Source organism: Streptomyces sp. NBC_00872 (assembly GCF_045161915.1).
Lineage (GTDB): Bacteria > Actinomycetota > Actinomycetes > Streptomycetales > Streptomycetaceae > Streptomyces.
The window spans coordinates 1,878,676-1,902,896 of record NZ_CP108806.1 but is presented as its reverse complement, the minus strand read 5'-3'; the positions used below and the strand labels follow the sequence as shown (position 1 = coordinate 1,902,896).

Below are 24,221 nucleotides of genomic sequence, written 5' to 3'. Positions count from 1 at the left end.
TCAAGCCGTACTCAGGACATACATCGGAACGGGACGCACTACGGAAGCTGCGCCGCCCGTGCCTCGCGACGGTTGTCGCGGAAGGTGTTCACCCGCCGGGCCGTGGCGAAGAGCGGAATGACCGCGCCCGTCACGACCTGGAGCGCACAGCCCGTCTGGAGCAGCAACTGACCACCGGGCGCGTCGAACGCCCAGGCCGCCAGCAGCCCCATCGCCGCCACGATCCAGCTCAGCATCGCCACCGCGAGAATTCCCCGTGGCTTCGGATACTCCACCCGGCTGACCATCAGCCACGCGACCCCGACGATCGCGAGCAGCGTCGGTACGAAGGGAAGCTCCAGCAGCACGATCGAGATGACCGTCAGCGCGCCGAAGGGGCTCGGCATGCCCTGGAACATGCCGTCCTTCAGGGTCACACAGGAGAATCTGGCCAGCCGCAGGACGACGGCCAGCAGCACCACCACGGCCGCCAGCGCCGAGACCCGCTGATGGGCGTCGTCCGCGACCATCCCGTACACCAGGACGAAGTACGCCGGGGCGAGGCCGAAGCTGATCAGGTCGGAGAGGTTGTCCAGTTCGGCGCCCATCGGTGAGCTGCGCAGCTTGCGTGCCACGAGCCCGTCGAACAGATCGAAGATCGCCGCGCACAGCATCAGGATCACGGCCGTCGCCGCGGAGTGCCGCGCCATACCGCTCTCGTCGCTGCCCGTGAGATGGGGGATGAGAATGCCGGTCGTGGTGAAGTAGACGGCCATGAAGCCGCAGGTGGCATTGCCGAGTGTGAGGGTGTCCGCTATCGACAGCCTCAGTGACAGCGGCATGTCCTCCGCGTCGTCCTCCGCTTCGGCCTCGGCCTCGGTGGCCCAGCCGGCTTGCGTATCAGGATCAATCACGGTCAATTCGAGTCACCCCTGCGGTCGTGGTCTGACCGACCTCGACAGCGACATCGACACCTTCCGGAAGGTAGATGTCGACACGCGAGCCGAAACGGATCAGGCCGATGCGCTCGCCCTGTTCCACCTTGGTTCCCTGGGGCAGATACGGGACGATGCGGCGGGCCACCGCACCCGCGATCTGCACCATCTCGATATCGCCCAGCTCGGTGTCGAAGTGCCAGACAACGCGCTCGTTGTTCTCGCTCTCCTTGTTGAACGCCGGAACGAATCCGCCGGGGATGTGCTCGACGGAGGTCACGGTCCCCGCGAGGGGAGCGCGGTTGACGTGGACGTTCAGCGGGCTCATGAAGATGGCGACCCGGGTGCGCCCGTCCTTCCACGGCATGATGCTCTGCACCACACCGTCGGCCGGGGAGATGACCCGGCCCTGCGTGATCTCGCGCTCGGGGTCGCGGAAGAACCACAGCATGCCCGCCGCGAGCGCGGTGGCGGGCACAGCGAGGACAGCGGCACGCCGGGAACGGCGCGCACGGACCAGCCCGATCGCCGCGGTGGCGACGGTGGGCAGGAGCCACGGCGATGCTCCGCGCGCGAGGCGGACCCGGCCGCGTGGTGCAGAGGTTTGGCTGTGGGGCATGGATGACCTTCGTAGCGGATGATGCCGCGCGGGTAACGGGGGACGGCGGCTTTCCAGCGATGGTATCGGTTGCGAGCAGCAACTGAGCAAGCCAGCAGCCGAGTCGAGCGGCTGGAAGCCGGTGGCACCTGTTGGCGGAGTGTGATCTACTTCGCGGCTAAACAAGATCAAAAGCGACAATCAGCCCTGCGAACGGTACTCCTCCAGCAGTCGGCGGCCAATGATCATTTTCTGGATCTCGGCGGTACCCTCGCCGATCAGCAGCATCGGTGCCTCGCGGTAGAGGCGCTCGATCTCGTACTCCTTGGAGAAGCCGTAACCGCCGTGGATCCGGAAGGCGTCCTCGACGACTTCCTTGCAGTACTCGGAGGCGAGGTACTTCGCCATCCCTGCCTCCAGGTCGTTTCGCTCCCCGGAGTCCTTTTTGCGTGCCGCGTTCACCATCATCGCATGGGCGGCTTCCACCTTGGTTGCCATTTCAGCCAGCTTGAACTGGATCGCCTGATGCTGCGCGATGGGCTTGCCGAAGGTGTGACGTTGCTGGGCATATGCCACACCCAGCTCGAAAGCACGCTGTGCGACACCACAGCCACGTGCGGCGACATTGACCCGCCCCACCTCGACCCCGTCCATCATTTGGTAAAACCCTCGGCCGGTGGTACCGCCGAGGACCCGATTGGCCGGAATGCGTAGTCCGTCCATGATCAGCTCGGTGGTGTCGACGCCCTTGTACCCCATCTTGTCGATTTTCCCGGGGATGGTGAGTCCGGGCCGCACCTCACCGAAGCCTGGTTCCTTCTCGACCAGGAACGTGCTCATCGACCGGTGCCGGGCCGTGCCCTCGGGATGGCCTTCGTCGGTACGGCACAACACCGCCACAAGGGTGGACGTACCGCCGTTGGTGAGCCACATCTTCTGGCCGTCCAGTACATACGTGTCGCCGTCCCGCACCCCCTTGGAGGTGATGGCGGAGACATCCGAGCCGAGAGCGGGCTCGGACATCGAGAAGGCGCCACGCACCTCGCCGGCCGCCATCCTGGGCAGGAAGGTGTCCTTCTGCTCCTCGGTGCCGTGCTGTCGGAGCATGTACGCCACGATGAAGTGGGTGTTGATGATGCCCGAGACGGACATCCACCCCCGGGCGATCTCCTCCACACAGAGCGCGTAGGTCAGCAGCGACTCGCCCAGACCGCCGTACTCCTCGGGGATCATCAGTCCGAACAGCCCGAGTTCCTTCAGGCCCTCGACGATCCGCGTCGGATACTCGTCACGGTGCTCCAGCTCCGTGGCGACCGGGAGGATCTCCTTGTCGACGAAGTCCCTGACGGTCGCCAGGATCTCCCGCTGGATGTCGGTCAGCCCGGCTGTCTGGGCGAGTCGGCTCATGGCTCTGTCACTTCTCCCGGGGCTCGGGGCGGCCGGGCTGCTCGCCGCCGCGCTCCTTGACGTACTTCTCGGTGGGGACCATCACCTTGCGGCGGAACACACAGACGACCGTGGAGTCCTGCTTGTACCCCTTGGTCTCGACATACACGATTCCGCGGTCGTTCCTGGACTTCGACGGAGTCTTGTCCAGCACGGTCGTCTCGCCGTAGATCGTGTCGCCGTGGAAGGTCGGGGCGATGTGCCGGAGCGACTCGACCTCCAGATTGGCGATGGCCTTCCCGGAGACGTCCGGCACCGACATGCCCAGCAGGAGCGAGTAGACGTAGTTGCCCACGACGACGTTCCTGCCGAAGTCGGTCGTCTTCTCGGCGTAGTTGCTGTCCAGGTGCAGCGGGTGGTGGTTCATGGTGAGCAGACAGAACAGATGGTCGTCGTACTCCGTGACCGTCTTGCCGGGCCAGTGCTTGTAGACCGCCCCGACCTCGAACTCCTCGAAGGTCCTCCCGAACCGCATGCCTCACGCCTCCGGGGCTTCGAAGGCGGTGGTGCGCCGCATCCCGGCGGCCCGGCCCTTGCCGGAGACGACCAGCGCCATCTTGCGGCTCGCCTCGTCGATCATCTCGTCGCCGAGCATCGCGGACCCCTTCTTGCCGCCCGCCTCGGACGTGTAGTACTCGTACGCGTCGAGAATCAGCTCGGCGTGGTCGTAGTCCTCCTGGGAGGGCGAGAAGATCTCGTTCGACGCCTCGATCTGGCCCGGGTGCAGCACCCATTTGCCGTCGTAGCCGAGCGCCGCCGCGCGGCCCGCCACCTCGCGGTAGCCGTCCACATCGCGGATCTGGAGATACGGGCCGTCGATCGCCTGGAGACCGTGTGTACGGGCCGCCATCAGAATGCGCATCAGGATGTAGTGGTAGGCGTCCGCGCCATAGCCGGGCGGCTGCTGCCCGACCACCAGCGTCCTCATGTTGATCGAGGCCATGAAGTCGGCGGGACCGAAGACGATGGTCTCCAGACGCGGGGACGCGCCGGCGATCTCGTCCACGTTCACCAGGCCCTTGGCGTTCTCGATCTGCGCCTCGATCCCGATCCCGCCGACCTCGAAACCCATCGTCTTCTCGATCTGGGTGAGCAGCAGATCGAGGGCGATGATCTGCTGGGCGTCCTGGACCTTCGGCAGCATCACACAGTCGAGGTTGTGGCCCGCGCCCTCCACGACCGTGATCACATCGCGGTACGTCCAGTGCGTCGTCCAGTCGTTGACCCGGACGACCCGGGTCTTGCCGCTCCAGTCACCCTTGTTCAGCGCGTCGACGATGGTGTGCCGGGCGCCCTCCTTGGCGAGCGGGGCGCAGGCGTCCTCCAGATCGAGGAAGACCTGGTCGGCCGGGAGCCCCTGGGCCTTCTCCAGAAAACGCGGGTTCGAGCCCGGTACGGCGAGACACGAGCGGCGCGGACGCAGCCGGTTCGCGGCGGCTCCCGCCGTCTCCGGCACCGTGGGCGGGACGGGCGTGGCAGGCGCGGTCATGCGGAGACCTCCAAGGGATCGAGCTTGTTCGCTTTCCTGATCTCGTCGACGATACGGCCGACGATCCCGGTGATTCCGAAGTCCTTCGGGGTGAAGACGGCGGCCACTCCGGCCGCCCGCAGCTCCTCGGCGTCGCCGTCCGGGATGATCCCGCCGACGATCACCGGGATGTCGCCCGCGCCCGCCTCACGCAGCCGCGCCAGTACGTCGGGCACCAGCGCGGCATGCGATCCGGAGAGGATCGACAGACCCACACAGTGCACGTCCTCGGCGAGCGCGGCACCGACGATCTGCTCCGGGGTCAGTCTGATGCCCTGGTAGACCACCTCGAAGCCGGCGTCGCGCGCGCGGACGGCGATCTGCTCGGCGCCGTTGGAGTGCCCGTCCAGACCGGGCTTGCCGACCAGCAGCCGCAGCCGCCCCGACCGCAGTTCAGCCGCGGTCCGGGACACCTTCTCCCGTACGGTCGCGAGCGCGGTGCCCGCCTCCGGGCCCATCGCGACCGGTGCGCCGCTCACCCCGGTCGGCGCGCGGAACTCGCCGAAGACGTCGCGCAGCGCCCAGGACCACTCTCCGGTCGTCACCCCGGCCCGCGCGCACTCCAGGGTGGCGGGCATCAGATCGGCGGTGCCCGCCCCGGCCTTCTTCAGCGCGGCCAGCGCCTCGGTGGCACGGGCCTCGTCGCGGGTGTCCCGCCAGGTGCGCAGGGCCGCCACCACCCGTGCCTCGTTCGCCGGATCGACCGTCATGATCGCGGTGCCGAGGTCGGCGGTGAGCGGACTGGGCTCGGTGGACTCGTAGCAGTTGACGCCGACGATCCTCTCCTCGCCCGACTCGATCCGCGCCCGGCGCTCGGCGTGCGAGGAGACCAGCCGCGACTTGAGATAGCCGGACTCGACGGCCGCCATCGCCCCGCCCATGGCCTGGATACGGTCGATCTCCTCCAGACTCTCCGTGACCAGGGCCGTCACCTTCTCCTCGACGACCCGCGAGCCCTCGAAGATGTCCTCGTACTCCAGCAGATCGCTCTCGTGCGCGAGCACCTGCTGTATCCGCAGCGACCACTGCTGGTCCCACGGCCGGGGCAGCCCCAGCGCCTCGTTCCAGGCCGGGAGCTGTACGGCACGGGCGCGGGCGTCCTTGGAGAGGGTCACCGCCAGCATTTCGAGGACGATCCGCTGGACGTTGTTCTCCGGCTGGGCCTCGGTCAGCCCGAGGGAGTTGACCTGGACGCCGTAGCGGAAGCGGCGCTGCCCGGCGTCCTCGATGCCGTACCGCTCACGGGTGAGCGTGTCCCAGATACGGGAGAACGCCCGCACCTTGCACATCTCCTCGATGAACCGCACTCCGGCGTTGACGAAGAACGAGATCCGGGCGACCACGTCCCCCTTGCGCTCCTCGGGGATCCGCCCGGAAGCGAACACCGCGTCGAGCACGGCGATCGCGGTGGACATCGCGTACGCGATCTCCTGCACCGGGGTCGCCCCCGCCTCCTGGAGGTGGTAGCTGCAGATGTTGATCGGGTTCCACCGGGGCATGTGGTTCACCGTGTAGGCGATCATGTCGGTGGTCAGCCGCAGGCTCGGGACCGGCGGGAAGACATAGGTCCCGCGCGAGAGGTACTCCTTGACGATGTCGTTCTGAGTCGTCCCCCGCAGGGCGGAGATGTCCGCGCCCTGCTCCTCCGCGACCACCTGGTAGAGCGCCAGCAGCCACATCGCGGTGGCGTTGATGGTCATCGAGGTGTTCGTACGCTCCAGCGGGATGTCCTGGAACAGCCGCCGCATGTCCCCGAGATGCGAGACCGGGACCCCGACCCGGCCGACCTCGCCGCGGGCGAGCAGATGATCGGGGTCGTAGCCGGTCTGCGTCGGGAGGTCGAACGCGACGGAGAGCCCGGTCTGTCCCTTGGCGAGATTGCGCCGGTACAGCTCGTTGGACGCCTCGGCGGTCGAATGACCGGCGTAGGTCCGCATGAGCCAGGGCCTGTCCTTCTGACGGTCGGTCATGGCGCCGCCCTCAGGCTTCTGTTGCCACGGCGGCGGGCGGGCGGCCGTGGGTGCGCGGGCGTCCGTGCCGCTCCGCGGGCGTGTCGCGGAACAGGTTGATGGCGTCGATGTGCCGCGCGCGCAGCTCCTCGTCGCGTACGCCCAGGCCCTCGCGGGGCGCCAGCGCCAGCACGCCGACCTTGCCCTGGTGGCGGTTGTCGTGCACGTCGTACGCGGCCTGGCCGGTGTCCTCCAGGGCGTACACCTTCGACAGCGTGGGGTGGATCCTGCCCTTGGCCACCAGCCGGTTGGCCTCCCACGCCTCACGGTAGTTGGCGAAGTGCGAGCCCACGATCCGCTTCAGGGACATCCACAGATAGCGGTTGTCGTACTCGTGGGTGTAGCCGGAGGTCGACGCGCAGGTCACGATCGTGCCGCCCTTGCGGGTGACATACACACTCGCGCCGAAGGTCTCGCGCCCCGGGTGCTCGAAGACGATGTCCACGTCCTCGCCGCCGGTCAGTTCGCGGATGCGCTTGCCGAAGCGCTTCCACTCACGCGGGTCCTGGTGGTGTTCGTCCTTCCAGAACCGGTAGCCCTCGGCGGTACGGTCGATGATCGCCTCGGCGCCCATCCGCCGGCAGAGCTCGGCCTTCCGGTCGCTGGAGACCACACAGACCGGGTTCGCGCCGCCGGAGAGCGCGAACTGCGTGGCGTACGAGCCGAGTCCGCCGCTCGCGCCCCAGATCAGCACATTGTCGCCCTGCTTCATCCCGGCGCCGTTGCGGGAGACGAGCTGGCGGTACGCGGTCGAGTTGACCAGGCCGGGTGCCGCCGCCTCCTCCCAGGTCAGATGCTGGGCCTTGGGCATGAGCTGATTGGACTTCACCAGGGCCAGCTCCGCCAGGCCGCCGAAATTGGTCTCGAAGCCCCAGATCCGCTGCTCGGGGTCGAGCATCGTGTCGTTGTGGCCGTCGGACGACTCCAGCTCGACGGAGAGACAGTGCGCGACGACCTCGTCGCCCGGCCGCCAGGCGTTGACACCGGGGCCGGTACGCAGCACGACACCGGAGAGGTCGGATCCGATGACGTGGTACGGCAGGTCGTGCCGCTTGGCGAGTTCGCTGATCTTGCCGTACCGCTCCAGGAAACCGAAGGTCGGCAGCGGTTCGAAGATCGAGGTCCAGACCGAGTTGTAATTCACCGAGCTGGCCATGACGGCCACCAGGGCCTCACCGGGGCCGAGCGCGGGCACCGGCACCTCGTCGAGATGGAGCGACTTGCGGGGGTCCTTCTCATGGGTGGGGAGACCGGCGAACATCTCCGTCTCGTCCTTGTGCACGGTCACCGCGCGGTACGAGGCGGGGACGGGCAGTGCGGCGAAGTCGGCGGACGTGGTGTCCGGCGATTGGATCGCGTCCAGGATTTCCTTCACGGTGGAGCCTCCGGCGAAGCTGGGGGAGCGAGATGCGAGGGGGCTGCTCGCTGCTGTGCGGGGGAGGGGTGCCGTCGGTTCGGCGGGTGCGGCTGATCAACGGGCGGAGCTGATCGTGCTGATCGGCGGCGCCGGGTGGGCGCGGAGGTTGCCTGTGACGCAGGCGTCCGGACCACAAACGGGATGGCTTGCGGGAACAGCCGGACAACCTCACGGTATGGCACGCCGTGACGCATGACAAGGCACTGAGTGCCAGGAGTCTCTCTCATTTGTCATCGGTGCGACACGCATGAGCAATGTCTACCGCTCCCTCGGCAGGGAGTATCACCTCATGTGACCATATGGGCGCAGGGCGTGCCGATGCGCGATCGCGGGGCCGAACGGGCGACGCGACGGGACCCGGGCTCGGAGACGGGACCCGGGGCGGGGCGGGGAGCGTGCGGTGTTCGGGAGGGGCGTGAGGTGTTCGGGAGGGGAGGGGGTGGCTACGCGTCCCTGAGTGCCTGCTTGATGGTGCGCATGACCTCGTCCAGCGGGGCGTCCGTACGCGCCACCGTCACCAGGACATCCCCGCTGGTGCGGGCGGAGGCCGCGGCGTGTTGCGGCTTGGCGCCGATGGTCCGGCCCGAGCCGATACCGGAACCGAAGGTGTCACGCACGATCGCGAAGGCGTGGTCGAGCTGTGCCTCCACATCACCCTTGCCGCCGGCCCGCAGCCAGCGGCGCAGCACATGGTTGTGCGCGGTGACGACCGCGGACGCGGCCACCTCCGCCAGCAGCGGGTCGTCATTGCCGTCGGTGTGGTCGCGCTCGTCGAAGTGCCCCAGCAGATAGCGGGTGAACAGCCGCTCGTAGCGGGCCACAGAAGCGATCTCGCGCTCGCGGAGCGTGGGCACCTCACGGGTGAGGCGGTAGCGCTCCACGGAGACCGCGGGGGAGGCCGCGTACATCCGCATGACTTCCTTGATGCCCCGGCAGACCGTGTCCAGCGGATGCTCGTGCGCCGGCGCGGCGTTGAGCACCGCCTCCGCCCGTACGAGCGTGTCGTCGTGGTCGGGGAAGATCGCCTCTTCCTTGGAGCGGAAGTGCCGGAAGAAGGTGCGGCGGGCGACCCCGGCCGCGGCGGCGATCTCGTCGACGGTCGTCGCCTCGTACCCCTTGGTCGCGAACAGTTCCATCGCCGCGGCCGCCAGCTCCCGGCGCATCTTCAGCCGCTGGGCGGCCGCGCGGGTGCCTGCGGCACTCTCCGGAACGTCGGACCTGGTGCTGGTACGGGAGGACTTGGCGGGCTGGGACATGAGGTGAACGTACTGCATCGGCGCGGGAGAGCGCGCCCGTGGGGGCGGAGCGCCGGGCGCACCACCCGGCGCACCACCTGGTGCAACGCCCGGCGAACCGGTCCATGGCTCCGGTCCATGGGCCGGAGCGCGGATCGGGGAGCCCGGTCAGCGCCGGGCGTATTCGCGGAAGCCGCGCCCTGTCTTACGGCCGAGGCAGCCCGCGGCCACAAGATGTTCGAGCAGCGGGGCCGGGGCCAGGCCCGGGTCGCGGAACTCGCGGTGCAGCACCCTCTCGATGGCCAGCGAGACATCGAGGCCGACCACGTCGAGCAGCTCGAAGGGGCCCATCGGATAGCCGCCGCCCAGCTTCATGGCGGCGTCGATGTCGTCGAGCGACGCGTAGTGCTCCTGGACCATCTTGATCGCGTTGTTCAGATACGGGAAGAGCAGCGCGTTCACGATGAAACCGGCCCGGTCGCCGCAGTCCACCGGATGCTTGCGGACGGCCGTCGCCACCGCTCGGGCGGTGGCGTGGACATCGTCGGCGGTCAGGACCGTACGGACCACCTCGACCAGCTTCATCGCCGGGGCCGGGTTGAAGAAGTGCATCCCGATCACGTCCTGCGGGCGCGAGGTCGCCCGCGCGCAGGCGACCACCGGCAGCGAGGAGGTCGTGGTGGCCAGGACCGCGCCCGGCCGGCAGACCTTGTCGAGCGTGGCGAAGAGCTGCCGCTTGATCTCCAGATCCTCGGCCACGGCCTCGACGGCGAGATCCACCTCGGCGAGGGCGTCCAGGGAGCCGGCCGGGGTGATCCTCGCCAGGGCCTGGTCACGCGCCTCGGCGGTCAGCCTTCCCTTGTCCACGGAGCGGGCGAGGGACTTCGCGATCCGGGCCGTGGCGCCCTCGGCCTTCTCGGGGGTACGGGCGGCGAGCACCACATCGAAACCGGCTTTGGCGAAGACCTCCGCGATCCCGCTCGCCATGGTGCCGGAGCCCGCCACACCGACCGAGCGGACGGGCCGGGCCTCGCTTCCGGACCGCTCGCGTGTGTCGGAGCCGCGTCCGGTGCTGTCCGGCTGGGCGGGCGCGTCCGCGGGTGTGCGGACGGGCGCAGGGGCGGGCGCGTCCGCCGGGGTGAGCGCTGCTGCCGGGGCCAGCGCGTCCGCAGGGGTCAGCGCGTCCGGCACCGTCGTGCCGCTGCCGGGACCCTCGTACGTATAGAAGCCGCGCCCTGACTTGCGGCCGGTCAGCCCTGCCTCGCTGAGCTGTCTGAGGACCGGCGCGGGGGCGTGCAGCCGGTCGCGCGAGGCGGCGTACATCGCGTCCAGCACCGTACGGGCGGTGTCGACGCCGATCAGATCCAGCAGCGCGAGCGGCCCCATCGGCAGCCCGCAGCCGAGCCTCATCGCCGCGTCGATGTCCTCGCGGGAGGCGTACTTGGCCTCGTACATCGCGGCGGCCTGGTTGAGATAGCCGAAGAGCAGACCGTCCGCGACGAAGCCGGGGCGGTCGCCCACCGCGACCGGCTCCTTGCCCAGCTCCCGGGCGAGCGCGGTGACGGCCGCCACGGCCCGTGGCGCGGTGAGGACCGAGGAGACCACCTCGACCAGCCTCATCGCCGGGGCCGGGTTGAAGAAGTGCAGACCGAGCACCCGCTCGGGGTGCGCCGAGCCGGCGGCCAGCCGGGTCACCGACAGCGCGTTGGTGCCGGTGGCGAGGATCGTCGAGGGACCGACGATGCCGTCCAGCGCGCGGAAGACCCGCTGCTTCGTCTCGTACGACTCCGGGACCACCTCGATCACCAGATCGGCGCCGGCGGCGGCGTGCGGATCGGAGAAGGTACGGAACCGCGCGAGGACCGTGCGCCGCTCCTCCTCGGTGAGCCGCCCGCGCTCCACGGCCCGCGCGGTGGACGCTTCGAGCGAGGCGACGGCCCGTGCGGCGGCCATGTCACTGATGTCGATGCCGACGACCTCACGGCCGGCGCGGGCGAGGACCTCGGCGATACCGGTCCCCATGGTGCCGAGACCGACGACGGCGATGGTGGAGAGAGGGATGTCCATCACGGGACTCCAGAGGATGAGTGACGACTGAGAGAAGGCGCCGGATGAGGAGAGGCGCGAAAGAGGGGGCGCGCGGAGGACGGCGCCGGAGCGCGGCGGGCGCGCTTCTGCTGAAGCGGATCGCGGCGGTGGGCGGCGGGCTCTGTTCCGGAGCCGCGCCGTACGGACGGTCCGGACGGGCCGGACCGCGAGGGTGCTGAACCGACAGCGCTCTCGACGGCTGCGTCACCAGGCCGTCGGGAGCCGCGGGGGTTTCCCGCTCATTTGAGATTAACCGACGGGTAACGAGCGCGCCATAGCTGGGCCGCTGTGCGCTGCGTCACGAAGCGCGGCGGCGGAGGCGGTCTCGCCGACGAGGCGGGGGACTCCCGTGCGCGCCGATACGCTGACCGTATGGATGAGGACTTCCGCTCGCTCGTGGACCGGGTGCGGGACGAGTCCGGCGGGTCCGAGGCATACGAGCGGCTCATCGCCACCGAGGACCCGGAAGAGTTGGCCGCCGTCCTCGTCGAGCGTGGACGGCCCCTGTGGGCACGGGAGATCGCCGCGTTCCGGCTGGGCCGCGCCGGTGACCGGCGGGCGTTCGAGACGCTGGTGCTGCTGCTCAACCACCGCGACCCCGAGCGCTGTGTCTCCGCCTCCCACGCCCTCGCCGGGCTCGGTGATCCGCGTACCCCCAGGGCCGCCGCCGCGCTCGCCGTCAACCGTCTCCGTACGGCCTACGCGCTGCATCCCGTACGGCTGCTGACCGCGTTACGCGCCCCCGAGTCCGTACCCGCGCTGATCACCACGCTGGAGCGGCTGCTGGCTCCCGACGAGCCGCACTGGCGGGTGGCGCTCGCCTGTGTCGAGGGCCTGGGGCGGCTCGGCGACTCCCGGGCCCGTGCCGTGCTGGAAGCCGCCCGGGATCATCCTCGGCTGGGCACCGCCGCCGAGGACGCGCTCAGCGCTCTCGCGTAGCGCACCTCGGACACCGTGGCTCCGCCCACCTCGAACGCCTCCGCCGCGCCGTCGGGCTCGAAGCCCGCCTTCGCGTAGAAGCGGCGCGCGCGTTCATTGGCCGCGAGGACCCACAGGACCAGAGCCGAAGCGCCTTCCGACACGGCCCTGGCGATCAGCGCGTCCATCAGCGCCCTGCCGACGCCGGTCGAGACCTGTTCGGGCAGCACATAGAGCGCGTACACCTCCGCCGACCCGGCCGGCGCGTCCTCGTCGCGGCTCGGGCCGCGGCAGCCCCAGCCGACCACCTGGCCCGCACGCTCCGCCACGAGATCGACCACCCGGCCGTCACCCCTGGTCAGATACTCGCGGCGCTTGGCCGTCTCCTCCTCGACGCTCATCGCGTCCAGATACGCCCGCGGTATCAGTCCCGCGTACGCGTACTGCCAGCCGCGCACCCGGACCCTCGCGACGGCTTCGCAGTCGTCGGCGGTCATCTCACGGATCCGGACCGGGCCGGCCGTCGTCGTGCCGAGGGGCATGGCTTCAGCCCCGGCCGGCGCCGGAGCCGCCGTCCTGCCCGGGACCGGTCTCCCGTACCGCCGGCGGATGCGCCGCATCGGTGACGAAGTACGTCAGCTCGACGACATCGGCGAAGGAGACTCCGGCCGCGCGGAGACAGCGGCGCAGATGGGTCAGTTCACTCATGCGCCCATACTCGCCCATGCCACTGACAGCCGGCCAAGAGGTTTTCCCCCGGTCGGTCACAGCCGCGTGAGCTCACAGCAGCGTGAGCTGGGTGGCGTCCGGCCGGACGGGCAGATCGGGCCGGTCGGGCCGGTCGGACTGGTCGGGTCGGCGGGACTGGTCGGGCCGGTCCGGGTCCCTGGTGGGAGTGATACGCCGGGCCTCGCCCCGGCTCGCCGGTCCGATCCCGAACTCGTCGGCCAGTTCGTGCACCTGCCGTGTGATCCGGCGCTGGTACCACTTGGGCGCGTACGCGCCGTCCGCGTACAGCCGCTCGTACCGCGCCACCAGATACGGATGGTGCTGCTCCAGCCAGGCCATGAACCACTCGCGCGCGCCCGGCCGCAGATGCAGCACGAGCGGGGTCACGGAGGTGGCCCCGGCGCCGGCTATCGCCCGTACCGTCGCCCGTAGCTGGTCGGGCCTGTCCCCCAGGAAGGGGATGACCGGCGCCATGAGCACTCCGCAGCCGATGCCGTTCTCGGCCATCGCGCGCACCACGTCGAGCCGCCGCTCGGGCGAGGGTGTGCCGGGCTCGACCGTGCGCCACAGCTCCTGGTCGACGAAGCCGACCGAGACCGAGATCCCCACCTCGGTGACGGAGGCCGCGTCCCGCAGCAGTTCCAGATCGCGGAGGATCAGCGTGCCCTTGGTGAGGATGGAGAACGGGTTGGCGCGGTCGCGCAGCGCCGTGATGATGCCGGGCATCAGCCGGTAGCGCCCTTCCGCGCGCTGGTAGCAGTCGACATTCGTCCCCATCGCGATATGCGCCCCCTGCCAGCGGCGCGAGGCGAGCTGGCGGCGGACCAGCTCCGGCGCGTTGATCTTGACGACGATCTGGGAGTCGAAGTCCAGACCGGTGTCGAGATCCAGATAGCTGTGGGTCTTGCGGGCGAAGCAGTAGACGCAGGCGTGTGTACAGCCCCGGTACGGATTCACCGTCCATTCGAACGGCATCCGGGACGCGCCCGGCACCTTGTTCACGATCGAACGGGCACGGACCTCGTGAAAGGTGATTCCGCGGAATTCGGGGGTGTCGAAGGTCCGGGTGGTCACCGCGTCCGTTCCGAAGAGCGCGATGTCCCCGTTCGCCCCCGGCCTTGAGGTGTTCTCGACCAGATTGTCCCAGCGCATGGGTACCTCCTCGGTAGCACTGGCCTCAGAATAGAACACATGTTCCCTTGATCGCATGTGACCCGGATTTGGGCGGGCGTACCGGAGGGTGGTTGGGTGGCCGCACCCCACCGAAAATCGAGTGCTGGAGGAAGAGCCATGGCGCAGGTCGAGGCCACGACGGAGCGAATCATCGCGGCGGACCCGGAGACAGTGTTCGATGCGCTGGCCGACTACGAGAACACCCGCGCGAAGCTGCTGCCCCAGCAGTTCAGCGAGTACGAGGTGCGGGAGGGCGGCGACGGCGAGGGCAGCCTGGTCCACTGGAAGCTCCAGGCCACGAGCAAGCGTGTACGTGACTGTCTGCTGGAGGTGACGGAGCCGAGCGACGGGCGGCTCGTGGAGAAGGACCGCAATTCCTCGATGGTCACCACCTGGACCGTCACCCCGGCCGGAGAGGGCCGTTCGAAGGCTGTCGTCACCACCGTCTGGGACGGCGCCGGCGGCATCGGCGGCTTCTTCGAGCGGACCTTCGCCCCCAAGGGCCTGGGGCGCATCTACGGCGTGATCCTCGAACGGCTCGCCGCCGAGACCGAGACCGCGTCGCAGTCCGGGAACGGGTCGGACACCGGGAAGTAGCGCACGGCTTTCCGTCCGCCCACCCGTCCTGCCCGTCCTCTTCACCCGTTCTCGCGGATCCCGGCGACGGAATCCCGATGTCAGCACGACTCGTCTCGGCGGGTCTCGGCGTGTTGCCGCCGAGGTCACCGTTTCGAGTGGTTTTCCCCGCGGCGCCGTTGCGCGCCCCCCGCGTGACACGTCGCGGGAAAGCCCCTGATGAGCGCCATGGCGCATGCTCTGCCGCTCAACCCGCCCCCGTCACAACCCCGTTCGGCGGGAAAGTCTTCCGCTTGCTCCTGCTTGGCGTGCAATGTGAAGAATGACGCCGCGCAGGTGCGACGAGGGGAGCAGTACGTGGGCGGGACCACTCTGGTCAAGGACGGCGAGCAGGGCATCGAACACGGCGCCGCGCCGGCCATGGCGCCGGCCGTGGCCGCCACCGCCGGCCCACCGCCACCACCGCCCGTCGGCGGCACGGCGCCCGGGGAGCCCCTCAGCCCCCGCCGGGTGCGACTGGTCTTCGTCGGGCTGATGCTCGCCCTGCTGCTGGCCGCGCTGGAACAGATGATCGTGGCCACGGCGCTGCCGAAGATCGTCGGCGAACTCCAGGGCCTGGACCGGATGTCCTGGGCGATCACCGCGTATCTGCTCACCGCCACCATCGGGCTGCCGATCTACGGCAAGCTCGGGGATCTCTTCGGCCGCAAGGGCGTCTTCCAGTTCGCGATCGTCGTCTTCGTCATCGGCTCCGCGCTGGCCGGCTGGTCCCGCACCATGGACCAGCTCATCGCCTTCCGCGCCATCCAGGGCATCGGCGCCGGCGGACTCATGATCGGCGTCCAGGCCATCATCGCCGACATCGTGCCCGCCCGTGAGCGCGCCCGCTTCATGGGGCTCATCGGCGCCGCGTTCGGGCTCGCCTCCGTGGCGGGACCGCTGCTCGGCGGCTTCTTCACGGACCATGTCTCCTGGCGCTGGTGCTTCTACTTCAATGTGCCCTTCGGTCTGGTCACCCTCGCCGTCGTCGCCGTGGTGCTCAGACTTCCCAAACCCACCGCGCCCGCGCGGCTCGATCTCCTCGGCGCGCTGACGCTCACCGCCGCGTCCACCTGTCTGGTCCTGCTGACCAGTTGGGGCGGGACCGAGTACGCCTGGGACTCCCGGGTCATCCTCGGTCTCGCGGCGGGCACCGTCGGAACGACCCTGCTGTTCCTGGTCGTCGAGCACTTCGCGGCCGAACCGATCATTCCGCTGCGGCTGTTCCGCGACTCCGTCTTCAACATCACCAGTCTGGTCGGCGCGGTCGTCGGTGTGGCGCTGTTCGGCGCGGCCAGCTATCTGCCGACCTTCCTCCAGATGGTCGAGGGAGCCAGCGCCACCGAGTCCGGGCTGCTGATGCTGCCCATGATGGGCGGCATCGTCGTCGCCTCCCTCGTCTCCGGACAGCTCATCAGCCGTACCGGCCGCTACCGGATCTATCCGGTGCTCGGCAGCGCGCTCTCGGTGGCGGGCATGTGGCTGCTGTCGCGGCTGGAGACCGACACGTCCATGGCCGAGTGCGGCCTCGCGCAGGCGGTGCTGGGCCTGGGCATGGGCCTGGTGATGCCGGTGCTCATCCTCGCCGTGCAGAACGCCGTACCGCCCGCCGACCTCGGCACCGCCACCAGCGCCAACAACTACTTCCGGCAGATCGGCGGCAGCGTGGGCGCCGCCGTCTTCGGCACCCTCTTCGCCAACCGGCTCGCCGACGCGCTCGGCGACCGTATCCCCGCCGGGACGGGCCTGCCCGACGCCGAGTCCATCACCCCGCAGGCGGTCCACGCCCTGCCGCCCGCCGTCCGCGACGGCTATGTCCAGGCGTACGCGGACGCCATGCCGCGGATCTTCCTCTATCTCGTGCCGGTGCTCGTCCTCGGCCTGTTGATCGCCTTCTTCCTCAAGGAGAAACCACTGGTGTCCCAGAACGCCTCGGCCGCCGAGTCCGTCACCGTCCCCGGCGCGCGCACCGCGCCGGGCGGCCCGGCCGCCCCGCTCCCGCCGGCTCCCGCCCCGTATGTCTCGGGGGTGGCCGTCTGCGGCACGGTGCAGCACCACGACGGCTCCACCGTGCCCCGCGCCGCCCTCACCCTCATCGATGTCCATGGACAGCAGATCGGACGCGGAGCGAGCGGGAGCGACGGGCGGTACGCGCTGAGTGTGCCGGGCGCGGGCTCCTATGTGATGATCGCGGCGGCCTCCGGACATCAGCCGCAGGCGGTCACGGTGACCGTCGGCGAACGGCCCGTCGAACTGGACGTGGTCCTCGGCGGCGCGGGCCGGCTGGCCGGGGCCGTGCTCACCGCCGACGGCACCCCGGTGCGCGACGCCGCCGTCACCCTCACGGATGTACGGGGAGAGGTGGTGGCGTCCACCCGCAGCGGACGCGAGGGCGCCTATGTCATCTCGGAGCTGGTCGCCGGGGAGTACACCCTCGCCGCGAGCGCCCCGGCCTTCCGGCCCGCGGCGCTTCCGGTCAGTGTGCAGGCCTCGCGCGAGACCCGGCAGGACATCGAGCTGGCCGGCGGCGCGGTGCTGCGCGGTACGGTACGCGCGGGCGGCGGGCGTCCGGTCGAGGACGCGCGGGTCACCCTGCTCGACGCCGCGGGCAATGTGGTGGACACCCTGACCACGGGAGCCGACGGCACCTTCCGGTTCGTGGACCTCTCCTCCGGTGAGTACACGGTGATCGCGGCGGGATATCCGCCGGTCGCCACCGTCCTCCAGGTGGCGGGCGGTGGACGCACCGAACGCGATCTCCAACTGGGCCACGAAGATTGACTGAATTTCAGTCAATAGATGGTTGTGCGCGGGCGCGCTACCTATTAGTTCATTGCCCGGCGCAACCCCTGTGAGGGGCCGTACCGTGGAGGGCGGAGCCGCGGATTTTGGCGGCAGGGAAGGAGCCTTCCACCCATGGACAGTGGTGTTCCGCCGGGACTGCCGCAGCAGTTCGCCGCGGCCGGCCGGATTCCGCTCGCCGTGGTCGTCGTGGACGGTGACGGCCTCGTATCGCACTGGTCGTCGGGCGCACGGCGGCTTTTCGGCCATCCGAAGGAGGAGGCCCTCGGGCAGCCCGCCGGTGATCTGATGCCGGTCGCCGGAGCGCTCGCCGAGGAAGAGGGCGGGGTGGCGCACGGTACGTACGACGACTACGACGACCTGGGCCCCGGACTGCACGCCCGTGGCTCGTATCCGACGGCGGGCCGCGCGAAGGTCTCCCATCCCGAGCGCGGCCGGCTCGATGTCCTCTGGTGGGCCTATCCGCTGATCGGTCCGGGACCGGGGCGCCATCTCGTACTCGCCGCGGACGCGGGCGAGTTGCGGCCCGAGCCCGGGGAGACCGACACGGACTTCCTCAGGATCGCGCCGGGTTTCGCGCATCACACGGAGTTCGCCGACTCGGACGCGCTGGCCCGGCGGCTGCCGGACATCCTGCCGAGCATGGGCCCGGCCGAGTCCAACCGGATCATCGCGCAGGTCCTCGAACTGGGCTACCCGGTGCTGGAGTTCAGCCGCCACGACCGGGTGCCGGTCACCCCCGACTGGGGTGTGCCCAGACGGGCTCCCGGACGGTTCGGCGGCCCCGGGCCCGGTCTGGGATCGACTCGGCCGGAACGCGAGGCGGAGTGGCCGGAACAAGAGGCGGCACGGCCCGGAGGGGGTGCGCCGCCCCGGCCCGAACTCGACCTCGAATACGCGGCGGTGCGCGAGCGGCTGGAGTTTCTCAACGAGATGAGCGGCCGTATCGGTTCGTCGCTCGATCTGGCCCGTACGATCCGCGAGGTCACCAGCGCCGCCGTACCCCGCTTCACCGACTTCGCGGGGACGCATCTGCGGGCGGCGGTCCTGGCCGGTGAGGGATTCCCGGACGGCCCGCCCGATGTGACCACCATCTGGCACCGGGTGTGGGTCGAGCACAACGACGAGCCGGGGCGCTGGGACGACACCGTGCCGGTCGGCGAGGCCATCGCGTTCCCGGAACACACCCCGTTCTTCCAGTGCATGGTCACCGGAGAGCCCGTGCTCATCCCACGGCTGAGCGAGGAGGCGGGAAACCGTATCTCCGCCGAGTTCGAGAAGCGGGATCTGCGTCCGCTCATCAACAACCGCTCCATGCTGCTCGTACCGCTGAAGGCACGGGACGTGGTGCTCGGTTTCATGGTGCTGATGCGGCGGCCGGACCGTGAGCCGTTCGACGACATGGACCGGACGACCGGCGCCGAACTCGCCGCGCGGGCCGGGCTCGTACTCGACAACGCGCGGATGTACACGTACCAGGAGAATGTCGCGGAGACGCTTCAGGACAGCATGCTGCCGCAGGTCGCGCCGCGGATGGCCGGCTGTGACATCGCCACCCGGTATCTGCCCGGCACCCGGCTCGGCCGGATCGGCGGTGACTGGTTCGACGCCGTCAAGCTGCCCGGATCGCGTACCGCGCTGGTCGTCGGCGATGTGATGGGCCATGGGCTCAACTCCGCCGCGATGATGGGCCAGTTGCGCACCGCCGTCCAGACGATGGCGACCATGGAGATGCCGCCCGCCCAACTGCTCCGCAATCTGGACGACCTGGCGCAGCGGCTCGGCGAGCAGTATCTGGCCACCTGTCTGTACGCGGTGTACGACCCGATCAGATCCGAGGTCCAGATCGCCAACGCCGGTCATATCCCGCCCGTGCTCGTGCGCGCCGAGGACGGCAGCGGCGAAGTGCTCGGCATTCCGACCGGTGCGCCCATAGGGGTGGGCGGGGTGGCCTTCGAGACGGTGACCGTACGGGTCGAGCCGGGCGACCGGCTGGTGCTGTGCACCGACGGCCTGGTCGAGGTGCGCGGCGAGGACATCGGGGACGGCCTGGCCGCGCTCTGCGCGTCCGCCGCACACCCCGCCGCCTCGATGGACGACGCCTGCGACACCATCATCCGCGCGCTGAACACCCGTGGTGGCCGCAAGGACGATGTGGCGCTGCTGATGGCCAGACTGAACGGTATCCCGGACGGTGATGTGGCCGAGTACGAACTCGCCGTGGATCCGCGGGAGGTGGGCAGAGCGAGACGGATGGTGCGCGAGCGGCTGCTCGGCTGGTCGCTTCCGCACGCGGTGGAGACGGCCGAGCTGATGGTCAGTGAGCTGGTCACCAACGCCATGCACCACGCGCGCGCCCATCGGGTCGGGCTGCGTCTGGTCCGTACGGACGCCCTGCTGTGCGAGGTCACCGATGACGAGCCGGCCCCCGCGACCCTGCTGAACGCGGGCCGTGACGACGAGTCCGGACGTGGTCTGCGTGTGGTGAGCAGTCTGGCGCGTGAGTGGGGGACGAGCAGTACGGCACACGGCAAGACGGTCTGGTTCGAACAGTCCCTGACGCGGAAGGCGCCCGCCCGCCACCACGGCTGAGGAAAGAAATCCCCCTTCCCCTTGCCCCCGGAACCGCGGGGACGGTAGGCCGGACCGTACAACTCGCCTCCGGCGGGCCGGATCCGGGGAGGGCCGTATGGATGTGTCACAGCGTTACCGCGAGGCGTGGGAAGGGTACTGGCGGGAGACCTCGGACGCTCCCGGCGAGGCGATCTGGGACGCCGACCCGTCGCTGACCGCGATACCCCACAGCGAGCTGCTCCTGCCGTACGCGGACGTCTCGCTTCCCGTGGTCGATCTGGGGTGCGGCAACGGCACCCAGACCCGCTATCTGGCCACCCGGTTCGCCCGTGCGATCGGGGTCGACCTGTCCCACGCGGCGATCGAGCACGCGCGCCACGCGGACACCGCGAAGACCGCCGAGTTCGAACAGCTCGATCTGGTCGACCAGGACGCGGTGCGCGCGCTGCGGGACCGGATCGGTGACACCAATGTGTATATGCGGGCGGTCATCCACCAGAGCGAGCCGCAGGACCGCCCGGTGGTCGCGGGGGCCGTCGCGGAGCTGCTCGGTGAGCGCGGCCGGGCCTTCGTGGTGGAGCTGACGCCCGCGTCGAAGGCGGTGTTGCAGCAGGCCGCGTCGGGACCCGGCGGACCGCCCGCGAAGCTGCGGCGGGTCTTCGACCATGGCCTCAGGCCGGCCGGTGCCACGGACGAGGAGGTGCCGGCGCTGCTGCGGGCGGCGGGTCTGACGGTCCTGGCGACGGGGGACACCGCGCTCGCCCAGACGGAGAAGATGCCGGACGGGTCCCGTATCGATCTGCCTGCCAGATGGTTCGTGCTGGAGAGGGAGTGAGCGGCCCGGCGGAGGGCGAGGGGCCTGGCGGGGAGTGAGCGCCCCGGCGGGAGGCGAGGGGGCCGGCGAGGCGGGCCAGCGAGGCAGGGCGCGGTCTGACGGGGGAGCGGTCGGCCCGGTCACGCGCGCGGTCCTTCCCGGGCTCCGTCCCGGAATGTGGACGGGTGGGGCCCGGGAGTGGGATTCCCGGTGTCACGGGTGAGACTTCCGTCATGACACCTCAACCGACGCTCGTGATCGGCGGCACCGGCAAGACGGGCCGCCGGGTCGTGGCCCGGCTGCGCGAGCGGGGCGTGCCCACGCGCGCCGCCTCGCGCTCCGGGGACACGCTGTTCGACTGGGAGGACCGTGCCACCTGGAAGGCCGCGCTGGACGGCGTGGCGGCGGTGTACATCGTCCCGGTGGACACCGCCCCGTCCCGGACGCCCGCCCTGGTGGAGCAGGCCGTGGCGGGCGGGGTCACACGGCTGGTCCTCCTCTCGGCCCGGGGGGCCGACGTCCCCGGTTACTTCGGCCCGGCCTTCGACGGCGGACCCCATGTCGAGGGCGAGCGGGCGGTACGTGCCTCGGGTGTGGCCTGGACGATCCTGCGCCCCGGCTGGTTCGCGCAGAACTTCAGCGAGGGCGCCTTCCGTGACGAGGTGATCGCCGGCGAACTCGCGCTGTTCGCCGGGGACGGGGCGGCGTCCTTCGTGGACGCCGAGGACATCGCCGAGATCGCGGTCGCCGCGCTCACCGAACCGGGGCACGACGGCCGGAGCTACGAGCTGTCCGGGCCGCGCGCCCTGACCGTCGACGACTGTCTGGCCGAGATCGGGAGGGCCACGGGCCGCCGGGCACGCTATGTCCCGCTCGACGAGGCCGCGTACCGCGCGCGTCTGATCTCCCGGGGAGTGTCCGAGGATGAAGCGGCGACCTGGGCCGACGCGCTGAAGCCGATCAGGACGAGTCAGGAGGCGCCCGTGCTCGACGGTGTCGTACGCGCCCTCGGCCGGCCGCCGCGCGATTTCGCGGACTTCGCGCGTGCGGAGGCCGCGGCGGGCACCTGGCACGTGTGACACGGGCACCTGGCACATGTGACAAGAGTGGTCCGGACCGTCGGTGGTTATCCACAGGGCTGGCAGGGCGGGGCGAGGACGCGTACGGTTTCCAGCCATGAAGATCTTGATCAGCGCCGACATGGAGGGCGCCACCGGTGTGACCTGGCCGGCGGACGTTCTGCCGGGCACACCGCAGTGGGAGCGGTGCCGTTCCCTGTTCACATCCGATGTCAACGCGGCGGTGCTCGGCTTTCTCGACGGCGGCGCCGATCAGGTGCTCATCAACGAGGCGCACTGGAGCATGCGCAATCTGCTGCTGGAGCGGCTGGACGAGCGCGCGCAGATGATCACCGGGCGGCACAAGTCGCTCTCCATGGTCGAGGGCGTGCAGCACGGTGATGTGGACGGGATCGCCTTTGTCGGCTATCACACCGGTGCCGGTACGGAGGGCGTGCTGGCGCACACCTATCTCGCCAACTCGCTCACCGGTGTCTGGCTGAACGGCGCACGGGCGAGCGAGGGACTGCTGAACGCCCATGTGGTCGCGGAGTACGGCGTTCCGGTGGTGCTGGTCACCGGTGACGATCTGACCTGCGCGGACGCCGACGGGTATGCGCCGGACGCGCGCAAGGTCGCGGTGAAGGACCATGTCTCGCGGTACGCGGCGGTGTGCAGGACCCCGGCGCGCACGGCCGGTGACATCCGGGCCGCCGCCAAGGAGGCCACGGCGCTCGCCGGGCGGTACGAACCGGTCACGGGCGGCCCCTTCACCCTGGAGCTGGAGTTCGACGCGGCCCATCTCTCCGAGGCCGCCACGGTCGTGCCGGGTGTGGCCCCGAGCGGAGAGCGGCGGGTGACGTACACCAGCGGGACGATGTATGAGGCCATTCGTACCTTCAAAGCGGTCACCACGATCGTTTCGGCCGCGGTGGAGGAGCAGTATGGCTGACATGACGCCCATCGACACGAGTGCGGCTCCTGATACGGCGGCGTTCGACGAGGTGGTCACCTTCACCTCGGAACTGATCCGTATCGACACCACCAACAGGGGCGGTGGGGACTGCCGGGAGCGGCCCGCCGCCGAGTATGTCGCCGAGCGTCTCGCCGACGCGGGAATCGAGCCGACGCTGCTGGAGCGGACCCCCGGCCGTACCAATGTGGTGGCCAGGATCGAGGGCACGGACCCGTCCGCCGACGCGCTCCTCGTCCACGGCCATCTCGACGTCGTGCCCGCGGAGCCCGCCGACTGGACCCTGCACCCCTTCTCCGGGGAGGTCAGGGACGGTGTGGTCTGGGGCCGCGGCGCGATCGACATGAAGAACATGGACGCGATGGTCCTGTCGGTCGTGCGGGCCTGGGCCCGGTCGGGAGTCCGGCCGCGCAGGGACATCGTGATCGCCTACACCGCCGACGAGGAGGCCAGCGCCGCCGACGGCTCGGGCTTTCTCGCCGAGCGGCACCCCGAGCTCTTCGAGGGGTGCACGGAGGGCATCAGCGAATCCGGGGCCTTCACCTTCCACGCGGGTCCCGGAATGGCGCTCTATCCGATCGCGGCGGGGGAGCGCGGCACCGGCTGGCTGAAGCTCACCGCCCATGGCAAGGCCGGCCACGGCTCCAAGGTGAACCGCGCCAACGCGGTCAGCAGGCTCGCCGCCGCCGTCGCCAGGATCAGCGAACACCCCTGGCCGGTCAGGCTCACCCCGACGGTCAGGGCGGCCCTCGCCGAACTCGCCGCGCTCAACGGCATACACACCGATGTCAACGCCGAGGACTTCGACCCGGACGGGCTGCTCGGCAAGCTCGGCCCGGCCGCCGCACTGGTCGAGCCGACGATAAGGAACAGCACCAATCCGACCGTCCTGGAGGCCGGTTACAAGGTCAATGTGATTCCGGGCCAGGCCATCGCCTATGTCGACGGGCGGATGGTGCCCGGCGGCGAGGAGGAGTTCCGCACCACCCTGGACCAGCTCACGGGGCCGGATGTGGAGTGGGAGTTCCACCACCGTGAGGTCGCGCTCCAGGCACCGGTCGACTCACCGACCTTCGCCAAGCTGCGCGCCGCCGTCGAGCGCTTCGACCCCGCCGGGCATGTCGTGCCGTACTGCATGTCCGGCGGCACCGACGCCAAGCAGTTCTCCCGGCTCGGGATCACCGGCTACGGCTTCTCGCCGCTCAAGCTGCCCCCCGGCTTCGACTACCAGGCGCTCTTCCACGGGGTGGACGAGCGGGTGCCCGTCTCGGCGCTCCACTTCGGTGTCCGTGTCCTCGACCACTATCTGAAATCCGCTTAGGAGCCCTGA

At 70.0% G+C, this 24,221-nt stretch carries 19 protein-coding genes and 2 pseudogenes; 8 read left to right on the top strand and 13 right to left on the bottom strand.

Annotated features, from left to right (window positions below):
• Positions 1-38: 38 nt before the first annotated feature.
• From pssA to OG214_RS08145, 10 genes and pseudogenes are all read right to left on the bottom strand, one after another.
• Positions 39-893, bottom strand: coding sequence for a CDP-diacylglycerol--serine O-phosphatidyltransferase (gene pssA / locus OG214_RS08190; RefSeq protein ID WP_363080774.1), 855 nt, complete (start codon positions 891-893; stop codon positions 39-41).
• On the bottom strand, positions 886-1,533 hold the full coding sequence (locus OG214_RS08185; protein ID WP_066943027.1) for a phosphatidylserine decarboxylase: 648 nt from the start codon (positions 1,531-1,533) through the stop codon (positions 886-888). The genes pssA and OG214_RS08185 overlap by 8 nt, the downstream gene beginning before the upstream one ends.
• Positions 1,534-1,713: 180 nt before the next feature.
• Positions 1,714-2,919 carry an acyl-CoA dehydrogenase family protein gene (locus tag OG214_RS08180; protein WP_363080753.1) on the bottom strand — a complete coding sequence of 402 codons (1,206 nt, stop codon included), beginning with the start codon at positions 2,917-2,919 and terminating at the stop codon, positions 1,714-1,716.
• Positions 2,920-2,926: 7 nt separating this feature from the next.
• Positions 2,927-3,433 carry a MaoC family dehydratase gene (locus OG214_RS08175; RefSeq protein ID WP_363080752.1) on the bottom strand — a complete coding sequence of 169 codons (507 nt, stop codon included), beginning with the start codon at positions 3,431-3,433 and terminating at the stop codon, positions 2,927-2,929.
• Between the two features lie 3 nt (positions 3,434-3,436).
• A complete protein-coding gene (locus OG214_RS08170; protein WP_363080750.1) occupies positions 3,437-4,447 on the bottom strand; it encodes a CoA ester lyase in 1,011 nt (336 codons plus the stop codon).
• Positions 4,444-6,456 carry a protein meaA gene (locus OG214_RS08165; protein ID WP_405984345.1) on the bottom strand — a complete coding sequence of 671 codons (2,013 nt, stop codon included), beginning with the start codon at positions 6,454-6,456 and terminating at the stop codon, positions 4,444-4,446. Before OG214_RS08165 ends, OG214_RS08170 begins: the two co-directional genes overlap by 4 nt.
• Before the next feature lie 10 nt (positions 6,457-6,466).
• On the bottom strand, positions 6,467-7,870 hold the full coding sequence (ccrA, locus tag OG214_RS08160; protein WP_363080748.1) for a crotonyl-CoA carboxylase/reductase: 1,404 nt from the start codon (positions 7,868-7,870) through the stop codon (positions 6,467-6,469).
• A gap of 485 nt (positions 7,871-8,355) precedes the next feature.
• Positions 8,356-9,168, bottom strand: a complete 813-nt coding sequence (locus OG214_RS08155) for a TetR family transcriptional regulator (protein ID WP_405984344.1) — start codon at positions 9,166-9,168, stop codon at positions 8,356-8,358.
• Positions 9,169-9,315: 147 nt separating this feature from the next.
• Positions 9,316-10,176, bottom strand: a pseudogene (locus tag OG214_RS08150) (3-hydroxyacyl-CoA dehydrogenase family protein); the annotation flags it as partial.
• Between the two features lie 108 nt (positions 10,177-10,284).
• Positions 10,285-11,214 (bottom strand): annotated as a pseudogene (locus tag OG214_RS08145) (3-hydroxyacyl-CoA dehydrogenase family protein); the annotation flags it as partial.
• Between the two features lie 393 nt (positions 11,215-11,607).
• Between OG214_RS08145 and OG214_RS08140 the strand changes: the two are divergent.
• Positions 11,608-12,174 (top strand): adenylosuccinate lyase, encoded by a 567-nt coding sequence (locus tag OG214_RS08140; RefSeq protein ID WP_405984343.1) that lies wholly within the window; start codon positions 11,608-11,610, stop codon positions 12,172-12,174.
• On the opposite strand, the gene OG214_RS08135 is transcribed toward OG214_RS08140, so the two are convergent.
• The 3 genes from OG214_RS08135 to OG214_RS08125 all read right to left on the bottom strand — a co-directional run bounded on the left by OG214_RS08135 (position 12,123) and on the right by OG214_RS08125 (position 14,034).
• Entirely contained in the window at positions 12,123-12,695 is a 573-nt protein-coding gene (locus tag OG214_RS08135; RefSeq protein ID WP_405984342.1) for a GNAT family N-acetyltransferase, read from the bottom strand. The two genes, OG214_RS08140 and OG214_RS08135, sit on opposite strands and share 52 nt — an antisense overlap.
• Positions 12,696-12,699: 4 nt before the next feature.
• The gene (locus tag OG214_RS08130; RefSeq protein ID WP_405984341.1) at positions 12,700-12,861 is read right to left on the bottom strand and encodes a RidA family protein; all 162 of its coding nucleotides are present in this window, start codon (positions 12,859-12,861) and stop codon (positions 12,700-12,702) included.
• Between the two features lie 72 nt (positions 12,862-12,933).
• The gene (locus OG214_RS08125) at positions 12,934-14,034 is read right to left on the bottom strand and encodes an Rv2578c family radical SAM protein (RefSeq protein WP_405984340.1); all 1,101 of its coding nucleotides are present in this window, start codon (positions 14,032-14,034) and stop codon (positions 12,934-12,936) included.
• A 138-nt stretch (positions 14,035-14,172) separates the two neighbouring features.
• Between OG214_RS08125 and OG214_RS08120 the strand changes: the two genes are divergently transcribed.
• From OG214_RS08120 to OG214_RS08090, 7 genes are all read left to right on the top strand, one after another.
• Entirely contained in the window at positions 14,173-14,652 is a 480-nt protein-coding gene (locus OG214_RS08120) for an SRPBCC family protein (RefSeq protein WP_382851715.1), read from the top strand.
• 336 nt (positions 14,653-14,988) lie between these two features.
• Positions 14,989-17,451: an MFS transporter gene (locus tag OG214_RS08115; RefSeq protein WP_405984339.1), complete on the top strand. Its 2,463-nt coding sequence runs from the start codon at positions 14,989-14,991 to the stop codon at positions 17,449-17,451.
• Positions 17,452-17,586: 135 nt separating this feature from the next.
• Positions 17,587-20,064 (top strand): SpoIIE family protein phosphatase, encoded by a 2,478-nt coding sequence (locus OG214_RS08110; RefSeq protein ID WP_405984338.1) that lies wholly within the window; start codon positions 17,587-17,589, stop codon positions 20,062-20,064.
• Between the two features lie 97 nt (positions 20,065-20,161).
• Positions 20,162-20,881: a class I SAM-dependent methyltransferase gene (locus tag OG214_RS08105; RefSeq protein WP_405984337.1), complete on the top strand. Its 720-nt coding sequence runs from the start codon at positions 20,162-20,164 to the stop codon at positions 20,879-20,881.
• 212 nt (positions 20,882-21,093) lie between these two features.
• Positions 21,094-21,939 carry an NAD(P)H-binding protein gene (locus OG214_RS08100; protein WP_363079628.1) on the top strand — a complete coding sequence of 282 codons (846 nt, stop codon included), beginning with the start codon at positions 21,094-21,096 and terminating at the stop codon, positions 21,937-21,939.
• A 97-nt stretch (positions 21,940-22,036) separates the two neighbouring features.
• Positions 22,037-22,870, top strand: coding sequence for a M55 family metallopeptidase (locus OG214_RS08095; RefSeq protein WP_363079627.1), 834 nt, complete (start codon positions 22,037-22,039; stop codon positions 22,868-22,870).
• A 1-nt stretch (position 22,871) separates the two neighbouring features.
• Positions 22,872-24,212, top strand: a complete 1,341-nt coding sequence (locus OG214_RS08090) for a M20/M25/M40 family metallo-hydrolase (protein WP_363079636.1) — start codon at positions 22,872-22,874, stop codon at positions 24,210-24,212.
• The last annotated feature ends 9 nt before the right edge of the window (positions 24,213-24,221 follow it).

Coding starts and splice junctions, on each gene's coding strand:
- OG214_RS08185 (WP_066943027.1), bottom strand. CDS start 1,533: ATGCCCCACAGCCAAACCTCTGCACCACGCGGCCGGGTCCGCCTCGCG.
- OG214_RS08180 (WP_363080753.1), bottom strand. CDS start 2,919: ATGAGCCGACTCGCCCAGACAGCCGGGCTGACCGACATCCAGCGGGAG.
- OG214_RS08175 (WP_363080752.1), bottom strand. CDS start 3,433: ATGCGGTTCGGGAGGACCTTCGAGGAGTTCGAGGTCGGGGCGGTCTAC.
- OG214_RS08170 (WP_363080750.1), bottom strand. CDS start 4,447: ATGACCGCGCCTGCCACGCCCGTCCCGCCCACGGTGCCGGAGACGGCG.
- OG214_RS08165 (WP_405984345.1), bottom strand. CDS start 6,456: ATGACCGACCGTCAGAAGGACAGGCCCTGGCTCATGCGGACCTACGCC.
- OG214_RS08155 (WP_405984344.1), bottom strand. CDS start 9,168: ATGTCCCAGCCCGCCAAGTCCTCCCGTACCAGCACCAGGTCCGACGTT.
- OG214_RS08140 (WP_405984343.1), top strand. CDS start 11,608: ATGGATGAGGACTTCCGCTCGCTCGTGGACCGGGTGCGGGACGAGTCC.
- OG214_RS08135 (WP_405984342.1), bottom strand. CDS start 12,695: ATGCCCCTCGGCACGACGACGGCCGGCCCGGTCCGGATCCGTGAGATG.
- OG214_RS08130 (WP_405984341.1), bottom strand. CDS start 12,861: ATGAGTGAACTGACCCATCTGCGCCGCTGTCTCCGCGCGGCCGGAGTC.
- OG214_RS08125 (WP_405984340.1), bottom strand. CDS start 14,034: ATGCGCTGGGACAATCTGGTCGAGAACACCTCAAGGCCGGGGGCGAAC.
- OG214_RS08120 (WP_382851715.1), top strand. CDS start 14,173: ATGGCGCAGGTCGAGGCCACGACGGAGCGAATCATCGCGGCGGACCCG.
- OG214_RS08110 (WP_405984338.1), top strand. CDS start 17,587: ATGGACAGTGGTGTTCCGCCGGGACTGCCGCAGCAGTTCGCCGCGGCC.
- OG214_RS08105 (WP_405984337.1), top strand. CDS start 20,162: ATGGATGTGTCACAGCGTTACCGCGAGGCGTGGGAAGGGTACTGGCGG.
- OG214_RS08100 (WP_363079628.1), top strand. CDS start 21,094: ATGACACCTCAACCGACGCTCGTGATCGGCGGCACCGGCAAGACGGGC.
- OG214_RS08095 (WP_363079627.1), top strand. CDS start 22,037: ATGAAGATCTTGATCAGCGCCGACATGGAGGGCGCCACCGGTGTGACC.
- OG214_RS08090 (WP_363079636.1), top strand. CDS start 22,872: ATGACGCCCATCGACACGAGTGCGGCTCCTGATACGGCGGCGTTCGAC.